The organism is Escherichia sp. WS1118 (assembly GCF_046487695.1).
GTDB lineage: Bacteria > Pseudomonadota > Gammaproteobacteria > Enterobacterales > Enterobacteriaceae > Escherichia > Escherichia coli.
On the sequence record NZ_JBJQIZ010000029.1, the window covers coordinates 1 to 5171 of the forward strand.

General features: G+C 50.1%; 3 protein-coding genes and 2 pseudogenes. 3 read left to right on the forward strand and 2 right to left on the reverse strand.

The window, feature by feature from the left end:
* Positions 1–111, forward strand: a pseudogene (locus ACJHYO_RS23775) (DDE-type integrase/transposase/recombinase); the annotation flags it as partial.
* Between the two features lie 147 nt (positions 112–258).
* On the opposite strand, the gene ACJHYO_RS23780 reads toward ACJHYO_RS23775, so the two are convergent.
* Positions 259–1119, reverse strand: a complete 861-nt coding sequence (locus ACJHYO_RS23780) for a broad-spectrum class A beta-lactamase TEM-135 (protein ID WP_015058868.1) — start codon at positions 1117–1119, stop codon at positions 259–261.
* Between the two features lie 182 nt (positions 1120–1301).
* Complete coding sequence (locus ACJHYO_RS23785; RefSeq protein ID WP_001235713.1) at positions 1302–1859, reverse strand: recombinase family protein; 558 nt, start codon at positions 1857–1859, stop codon at positions 1302–1304.
* A gap of 163 nt (positions 1860–2022) precedes the next feature.
* Between ACJHYO_RS23785 and ACJHYO_RS23790 the strand changes: the two genes are divergently transcribed.
* Together ACJHYO_RS23790 and ACJHYO_RS23795 are read left to right on the forward strand one after the other, a co-directional pair.
* Positions 2023–5028 carry a Tn3-like element Tn3 family transposase gene (locus tag ACJHYO_RS23790; RefSeq protein WP_001143760.1) on the forward strand — a complete coding sequence of 1002 codons (3006 nt, stop codon included), beginning with the start codon at positions 2023–2025 and terminating at the stop codon, positions 5026–5028.
* 33 nt (positions 5029–5061) lie between these two features.
* Positions 5062–5171 (forward strand): annotated as a pseudogene (locus ACJHYO_RS23795) (Tn3 family transposase); the annotation flags it as partial.

The following is a 5171-nucleotide window of genomic DNA, read 5'->3' on the forward strand; positions in this document are numbered from 1 at the left end:
ACCTACGTGAAGGTCAATGGCCGCTGGGCGTATCTGTACCGGGCCGTCGACAGCCGGGGCCGCACTGTCGATTTTTATCTCTCCTCCCGTCGTAACAGCAAAGCTGCATACGGGGTCTGACGCTCAGTGGAACGAAAACTCACGTTAAGGGATTTTGGTCATGAGATTATCAAAAAGGATCTTCACCTAGATCCTTTTAAATTAAAAATGAAGTTTTAAATCAATCTAAAGTATATATGAGTAAACTTGGTCTGACAGTTACCAATGCTTAATCAGTGAGGCACCTATCTCAGCGATCTGTCTATTTCGTTCATCCATAGTTGCCTGACTCCCCGTCGTGTAGATAACTACGATACGGGAGGGCTTACCATCTGGCCCCAGTGCTGCAATGATACCGCGAGACCCACGCTCACCGGCTCCAGATTTATCAGCAATAAACCAGCCAGCCGGAAGGGCCGAGCGCAGAAGTGGTCCTGCAACTTTATCCGCCTCCATCCAGTCTATTAATTGTTGCCGGGAAGCTAGAGTAAGTAGTTCGCCAGTTAATAGTTTGCGCAACGTTGTTGCCATTGCTGCAGGCGTCGTGGTGTCACGCTCGTCGTTTGGTATGGCTTCATTCAGCTCCGGTTCCCAACGATCAAGGCGAGTTACATGATCCCCCATGTTGTGCAAAAAAGCGGTTAGCTCCTTCGGTCCTCCGATCGTTGTCAGAAGTAAGTTGGCCGCAGTGTTATCACTCATGGTTATGGCAGCACTGCATAATTCTCTTACTGTCATGCCATCCGTAAGATGCTTTTCTGTGACTGGTGAGTACTCAACCAAGTCATTCTGAGAATAGTGTATGCGGCGACCGAGTTGCTCTTGCCCGGCGTCAACACGGGATAATACCGCACCACATAGCAGAACTTTAAAAGTGCTCATCATTGGAAAACGTTCTTCGGGGCGAAAACTCTCAAGGATCTTACCGCTGTTGAGATCCAGTTCGATGTAACCCACTCGTGCACCCAACTGATCTTCAGCATCTTTTACTTTCACCAGCGTTTCTGGGTGAGCAAAAACAGGAAGGCAAAATGCCGCAAAAAAGGGAATAAGGGCGACACGGAAATGTTGAATACTCATACTCTTCCTTTTTCAATATTATTGAAGCATTTATCAGGGTTATTGTCTCATGAGCGGATACATATTTGAATGTATTTAGAAAAATAAACAAATAGGGGTTCCGCGCACATTTCCCCGAAAAGTGCCACCTGACGTCTAAGAAACCATTATTATCATGACATTAACCTATAAAAATAGGCGTATCACGAGGCCCTTTCGTCTTCAAGAATTTTATAAACCGTGGAGCGGGCAATACTGAGCTGATGAGCAATTTCCGTTGCACCAGTGCCCTTCTGATGAAGCGTCAGCACGACGTTCCTGTCCACGGTACGCCTGCGGCCAAATTTGATTCCTTTCAGCTTTGCTTCCTGTCGGCCCTCATTCGTGCGCTCTAGGATCCTCCGGCGTTCAGCCTGTGCCACAGCCGACAGGATGGTGACCACCATTTGCCCCATATCACCGTCGGTACTGATCCCGTCATCAATGAACCGGACTGCCACGCCCTGAGCGTCAAATTCCTTTATCAGTTGGATCATATCGGCAGTGTCGCGGCCAAGACGGTCGAGCTTCTTAACCAGAATGACATCACCTTCCTCCACCTTCATCCTCAGCAAATCCAGCCCTTCCCGATCTGTTGAACTGCCGGATGCCTTATCGGTAAATATACGGTTTGCTTTCACACCTGCGTCTTTGAGTGCTCTGACCTGAAGATCAAGAGACTGCTGACTGGTTGAGACCCGAGCGTAACCAAAAAGTCGCATAAAAATGTACCTTAAATCGAATATCGGACAACTCATGTCTATTATTACAAATTTACGATTTAATAGACATATTAATGTAACAGTTTTACGATGTCCGATAATTTATAACATTTCGTACGGTTGGAAAAATGTTACTAAATGCCCGTCAGGCAGGGAGGCCGATATGCCCGTTGACTTTCTGACCACTGAGCAGACTGAAAGCTATGGCAGATTCACCGGTGAACCGGATGAGCTTCAGCTGGCACGATATTTTCACCTTGATGAAGCAGACAAGGAATTTATCGGAAAAAGCAGAGGTGATCACAACCGTCTGGGCATTGCCCTGCAAATTGGATGTGTCCGTTTTCTGGGCACCTTCCTCACCGATATGAATCATATTCCTTCCGGCGTCCGGCATTTTACCGCCAGACAGCTCGGGATTCGTGATATCACCGTTCTTGCAGAATACGGTCAGAGGGAAAATACCCGCCGTGAGCATGCAGCGCTGATACGTCAGCACTATCAGTATCGTGAATTTGCCTGGCCCTGGACATTTCGCCTTACCCGTCTTTTATATACCCGGAGCTGGATAAGCAACGAACGTCCTGGCCTGCTTTTCGATCTGGCGACAGGGTGGCTTATGCAACATCGTATTATTCTCCCCGGAGCCACTACGCTGACCCGGTTGATTTCAGAGGTAAGGGAAAAGGCGACGTTGCGCCTGTGGAACAAACTGGCACTGATACCGTCAGCCGAACAGCGTTCACAGCTGGAGATGCTGCTGGGGCCAACTGATTGCAGCCGCCTGTCTTTACTGGAATCACTGAAAAAGGGCCCTGTGACCATCAGTGGTCCGGCGTTTAATGAAGCAATTGAACGCTGGAAAACTCTGAACGATTTTGGCCTGCATGCTGAAAACCTGAGTACACTCCCGGCTGTGCGCCTGAAAAATCTCGCACGTTATGCTGGTATGACTTCGGTGTTCAATATTGCCAGGATGTCACCGCAGAAAAGGATGGCGGTTCTGGTTGCCTTTGTCCTTGCATGGGAAACGCTGGCGCTGGATGATGCATTGGACGTTCTGGACGCCATGCTGGCCGTTATCATCCGTGACGCCAGAAAGATTGGGCAGAAAAAACGGCTCCGCTCGCTGAAGGATCTGGATAAATCTGCATTGGCGCTCGCCAGCGCATGTTCGTACCTGCTGAAAGAAGAAACACCGGACGAATCGATTCGTGCTGAGGTGTTCAGCTACATCCCAAGGCAAAAGCTGGCTGAAATCATCACGCTTGTCCGTGAAATTGCCCGGCCCTCAGACGATAATTTTCATGAAGAAATGGTGGAGCAGTACGGGCGCGTTCGTCGTTTCCTGCCCCATCTGCTGAATACCGTTAAATTTTCATCCGCACCTGCCGGGGTTACCACTCTGAATGCCTGTGACTACCTCAGCCGGGAGTTCAGCTCACGGCGGCAGTTTTTTGACGACGCACCAACGGAAATTATCAGTCGGTCATGGAAACGGCTGGTGATTAACAAGGAAAAACATATCACCCGCAGGGGATACACGCTCTGCTTTCTCAGTAAACTGCAGGATAGTCTGAGGCGGAGGGATGTCTACGTTACCGGCAGTAACCGGTGGGGAGATCCTCGTGCAAGATTACTACAGGGTGCTGACTGGCAGGCAAACCGGATTAAGGTTTATCGTTCTTTGGGGCACCCGACAGACCCGCAGGAAGCAATAAAATCTCTGGGTCATCAGCTTGATAGTCGTTACAGACAGGTTGCTGCACGTCTTTGCGAAAATGAGGCTGTCGAACTCGATGTTTCTGGCCCGAAGCCCCGGTTGACAATTTCTCCCCTCGCCAGTCTTGATGAGCCGGACAGTCTGAAACGACTGAGCAAAATGATCAGTGATCTACTCCCTCCGGTGGATTTAACGGAGTTGCTGCTCGAAATTAACGCCCATACCGGATTTGCTGATGAGTTTTTCCATGCTAGTGAAGCCAGTGCCAGAGTTGATGATCTGCCCGTCAGCATCAGCGCCGTGCTGATGGCTGAAGCCTGCAATATCGGTCTGGAACCACTGATCAGATCAAATGTTCCTGCACTGACCCGACACCGGCTGAACTGGACAAAAGCGAACTATCTGCGGGCTGAAACTATCACCAGCGCTAATGCCAGACTGGTTGATTTTCAGGCAACGCTGCCACTGGCACAGATATGGGGTGGAGGAGAAGTGGCATCTGCAGATGGAATGCGCTTTGTTACGCCAGTCAGAACAATCAATGCCGGACCGAACCGCAAATACTTTGGTAATAACAGAGGGATCACCTGGTACAACTTTGTGTCCGATCAGTATTCCGGCTTTCATGGCATCGTTATACCGGGGACGCTGAGGGACTCTATCTTTGTGCTGGAAGGTCTTCTGGAACAGGAGACCGGGCTGAATCCAACCGAAATTATGACCGATACAGCAGGTGCCAGCGAACTTGTCTTTGGCCTTTTCTGGCTGCTGGGATACCAGTTTTCTCCACGCCTGGCTGATGCCGGTGCTTCGGTTTTCTGGCGAATGGACCATGATGCCGACTATGGCGTGCTGAATGATATTGCCAGAGGGCAATCAGATCCCCGAAAAATAGTCCTTCAGTGGGACGAAATGATCCGGACCGCTGGCTCCCTGAAGCTGGGCAAAGTACAGGTTTCAGTGCTGGTCCGTTCATTGCTGAAAAGTGAACGTCCTTCCGGACTGACTCAGGCAATCATTGAAGTGGGGCGCATCAACAAAACGCTGTATCTGCTTAATTATATTGATGATGAAGATTACCGCCGGCGCATTCTGACCCAGCTTAATCGGGGAGAAAGTCGCCATGCCGTTGCCAGAGCCATCTGTCACGGTCAAAAAGGTGAGATAAGAAAACGATATACCGACGGTCAGGAAGATCAACTGGGCACACTGGGGCTGGTCACTAACGCCGTCGTGTTATGGAACACTATTTATATGCAGGCAGCCCTGGATCATCTCCGGGCGCAGGGTGAAACACTGAATGATGAAGATATCGCACGCCTCTCCCCGCTTTGCCACGGACATATCAATATGCTCGGCCATTATTCCTTCACGCTGGCAGAACTGGTGACCAAAGGACATCTGAGACCATTAAAAGAGGCGTCAGAGGCAGAAAACGTTGCTTAACGTGAGTTTTCGTTCCACTGAGCGTCAGACCCCTACACCGACACGGCCGGCTTCACCGATCACGTCTTTGCCCTGATGCACCTGCTAGGCTTCCGCTTCGCGCCGCGCATCCGCGACCTCGGCGAAACCAAGCTGTACGTGCC